Consider the following 3,229-nt stretch of genomic DNA (forward strand, 5'->3'; position numbering starts at 1 on the left):
TTCGCGGGCCGCCACGAGGCTGCTGAATGTTCCCAGAGCCCGGTGCGTCGAGTCGAAGGCGATGAATCCGGCCCGGTGCGACTCGATCGTGCCGACGAACTCCCCGGTACGGTTGCCCGCCCAGAAGCCCGGCTCCACCTCGACCCACAACGTGCTCCCACGAACCTCGGCCGTCCGGTCGGGCTCCGTGACCATCATCGTCATGATCGCTCCTCATGATATCCAACAGCATTACCACATCCAGTGGATGACACAGACATTGGAAATGACAACGACTTAGGGGCGGTGAAGGTGCGGCGACGTCCAAGGCGAACGGCCGCACCCTCACGGCCCGGCGGGGCTACGCCCGCTTGCCTCGTCCGACGACCAGGCCGTAGACGAGGAGTACGACGAGCGACCCCAGGATCGCGAGCAGCCAGGTCTGCAGCGAGAAGAAGTCCTGGAGAGGCGCGTGGAACAGGACGCCCCCGAGCCAGCCGCCGAGCAGCGCGCCCACCACTCCGAGAAGCAGCGTCGCGAGCCAGCCGCCGCCCTGCTTACCCGGCAGGATCGCCTTCGCGATCGCGCCGGCGATCAGGCCCAAAAGCAGAAACCCGAGAAATCCCATGTTCTTTACTCCCTCATCCGTCGATACGAGACACGAAACGGCAGGACGTCAGTCGCCCAGCGCGTCCTTGACGGCGTCCTTGGCGTTCTCCGCCGCGCTCTTCACATCGCCCTTCGCCTGGGTCGCCTTGCCCTCGGCCACCTTCGCGTCGTCGCCGGTCACCTTTCCGATGACCTCTTCGACCTTGCCCTTGACCTTGTCGGCCGCGGCGGACAGCTTGTCTTCAGCGCTCATGGCATCTCCATTTCAATAGAGGAACACTCGGTAGATATCTCACTGAGTGGTACATCTTGTATATCAGCAACCCGTTGGAAGACGCAAAGGTTGAACAAGAAAGTCGCCGATTTGCAAAATATATAGACCGGTCTATTCTTGAGGCATGACATCCAAAGGTGACCTGACGAAGGCACGGCTCGCAGAGTCGATGCTCGAACTCATCCAGACCAGCGGCTTCAGCGGCACGGGCCTGAACGCCGTGATCGAACACGCTGCGGCTCCCAAGGGGTCGATCTACTTCCACTTCCCCGATGGGAAGGAGGGGCTGGGCGTCGCCGCGGTCGATCTCGCCGCGAAGCAGTTCGAGGCGCTGATCGCCGAGGCCGCGGCGTCCACGGGCAGCGCGGCGGAAACCGCCCGCGCCGTGATCGAGGCCCTGGCTACCATCGTCGGCGAGAGCGACTTCCGACTGGGTTGCCCGGTCTCCGTCGTCACCCTGGAGATGGGCGCGGAGAGCGAGCGACTGCGGGAGGCGTGCGCCACGGCGTTCGAATCGTGGATCGCCCCCACGGCAGCGCTGCTCGAAGCCGAGGGCGTCGGTGGTGAGGAGAGCCGCTCCCTGGCGACCGTCGTGGTGTCGATGATCGAGGGGGCGGTCATCGTCTCCCGCGCCACGCGGAGCGTCCAGCCTCTGCACTCCGCCGCCGACATCGTGGCAGACCTCATCGGCCGCCGCGCGACCACGGGAGGAACGCGATGACCCCCGAGGAGGGATCCCGTCACGCCCTGGTCTTCGGAGCTTCGGGGCTCGTCGGCCGGCACCTCGTCCTGACACTCGCAGAGGCCGGGGCGAACGTCACCGCAGCAGTCCGGAACGCCGCGTCCGGAGCACGTGTCGAGCAGTGGCTCAGGGAGCACGGCCTGACCCGGAGCATCAGCACGACGATCGTCGACTTCGACGCCCCGGAGATCCTCGCCGGCGGTCCGGCGGCCTTCCCGTTCATCACCGAGATCCACAACGGCGCCGGATCCTTCCGGTTCGGCATGCCTGCCGAGGAAGCGCGCAGCATCAACGTGGGCATCGTCGAGAAGGTCATCGACTTCGCCGCAGGCCTCCCCCGGTTGCAGCGCCTCGTGCACATCTCGGGCTATCGCGTCAGCGGTCAGGATCCCGCCACGGTTCCGTGGTCGCAGGAGCACCGCGCAGAGGTGTACCAGGAGCTCGGCGGCTACGAGGCGTCGAAGGTGGAATCCGACGCGATCTTCCAGGCTCGGGCCACTGAGCGTGGGATCCCCTGGACGATCGTCAATCCGGCCACCGTGATCGGCGACAGCGTGACCGGGGAGTCCGACCAGCACATCGGAATCGCCCTCACGATCGAGCAGATCTGGGACGGCACCGCGACCGCGCTCCCTGCGGGGAAGTCCACGTTCGTCCCGGTCCTCACCGTCGACTACCTGGCGGCCATCATGGCCGCGGCGGCGATCGACCCCGACGCCGTGGGCCGCTCCTACTGGATCCTGGACGACGCGACCCCGCCGCTGACAGACCTGTTCACGCATGTCGGCCGGCACCTCGGTGGGAGGATCCCGCGCCTCAGGATCCCGGTGGGGGTCATCAAGCGGCTCCCGCGGTGGATCACCGGGGCGGAGCCGGAGACCCTGGGCTTCCTGTCCTCCGACCGCTATCCGACGGCGTCGACCATCGAGCTGGCCGCGCGGCACGGCATCCCGATGCCCGACGTGCGTGTCTCGCTCGACCGGTGGGCCGACTACATGGCCGCGCACCGGTTCGGCGCAGCGAAGGGCGAGGGACGACGGTTCGTCGACGCGGGCGGCGTGAGGACGTTCGAGCTCGGCGCATCCGGCTCCGGCCGTCTGATCCTTCCTGGCCTGCCGGTCAACGCGGACACCTGGGCAGGCGTAGCGTCGGGCATCGGCGCGCGCGCCGTCGACCTACCGGGGCTAGGCCTCAGCAACGGAACGGGCGTTCAGGACTGGGAGCGGTGGTTGCCCGCCGTGCTGGGCGCGGAGCCCGCTGACCTCATCGGTCATTCGATCGGGTCGGCCGCGGCGGTGCTGGCGGCGGACCGGTTCCCGGCACGGGTGAGTTCCCTCACCCTGATCGCGCCGTTCTTCCTCCAGGCTCCGGCGGGCACTTCGTCCGCGCTGCGGCCGGTGGTCGCCGCCTACCTGCGGCACACGGACGCGGTGCGGCTGTCACGGATGCTCACCGGATCGGCGGCGAGCGCAGCCGCGCTCGCCTCGAGTCGCAGCGACCTCAAGCGGAGCAGCGCGAAGAGGGTGGCGGAGCAGCTCGCCCTCGCGGGATCGAAGCAGTGGCGCGCCGAGCTCCGCGAAGCGCTCGCCCGGTTCCGCGGCCCGGTCCGCATCATCACCGGCAGC

At 68.0% G+C, this 3,229-nt stretch carries 5 protein-coding genes; 2 read left to right on the plus strand and 3 right to left on the minus strand.

Going from position 1 to position 3,229, the window contains the following annotated elements:
• The 3 genes from B7X32_RS19780 to B7X32_RS19790 all read right to left on the minus strand — a co-directional run.
• The coding region (locus B7X32_RS19780) for a hypothetical protein (protein ID WP_292723673.1) at nucleotides 1–204 on the minus strand (204 nt) is incomplete at its 3' end.
• A 136-nt stretch (nucleotides 205–340) separates the two neighbouring features.
• Nucleotides 341–607, minus strand: a complete 267-nt coding sequence (locus B7X32_RS19785) for a GlsB/YeaQ/YmgE family stress response membrane protein (RefSeq protein WP_292723676.1) — start codon at nucleotides 605–607, stop codon at nucleotides 341–343.
• Between the two features lie 48 nt (nucleotides 608–655).
• Nucleotides 656–841, minus strand: coding sequence for a CsbD family protein (locus tag B7X32_RS19790; protein ID WP_292723679.1), 186 nt, complete (start codon nucleotides 839–841; stop codon nucleotides 656–658).
• 145 nt (nucleotides 842–986) lie between these two features.
• Here B7X32_RS19790 and B7X32_RS19795 point away from each other — a divergent pair, with 145 nt between their 5' ends.
• Both B7X32_RS19795 and B7X32_RS19800 read left to right on the plus strand, forming a co-directional pair.
• The gene (locus B7X32_RS19795; protein ID WP_292723681.1) at nucleotides 987–1,583 is read left to right on the plus strand and encodes a TetR/AcrR family transcriptional regulator; all 597 of its coding nucleotides are present in this window, start codon (nucleotides 987–989) and stop codon (nucleotides 1,581–1,583) included.
• Nucleotides 1,580–3,229: alpha/beta fold hydrolase (locus B7X32_RS19800; RefSeq protein ID WP_292723684.1), on the plus strand; the 1,650-nt coding region annotated here is incomplete at its 3' end. The genes B7X32_RS19795 and B7X32_RS19800, both read left to right, overlap by 4 nt.

Source organism: Microbacterium sp. 13-71-7, from assembly GCF_002257455.1.
Taxonomy (GTDB): domain Bacteria; phylum Actinomycetota; class Actinomycetes; order Actinomycetales; family Microbacteriaceae; genus Microbacterium.

Excerpts from the sequence above, each read along its gene's own strand:
- B7X32_RS19785 (WP_292723676.1), bottom strand. The coding sequence starts at position 607 with ATGGGATTTCTCGGGTTTCTGCTTTTGGGCCTGATCGCCGGCGCGATC.
- B7X32_RS19790 (WP_292723679.1), bottom strand. The coding sequence starts at position 841 with ATGAGCGCTGAAGACAAGCTGTCCGCCGCGGCCGACAAGGTCAAGGGC.
- B7X32_RS19795 (WP_292723681.1), top strand. The coding sequence starts at position 987 with ATGACATCCAAAGGTGACCTGACGAAGGCACGGCTCGCAGAGTCGATG.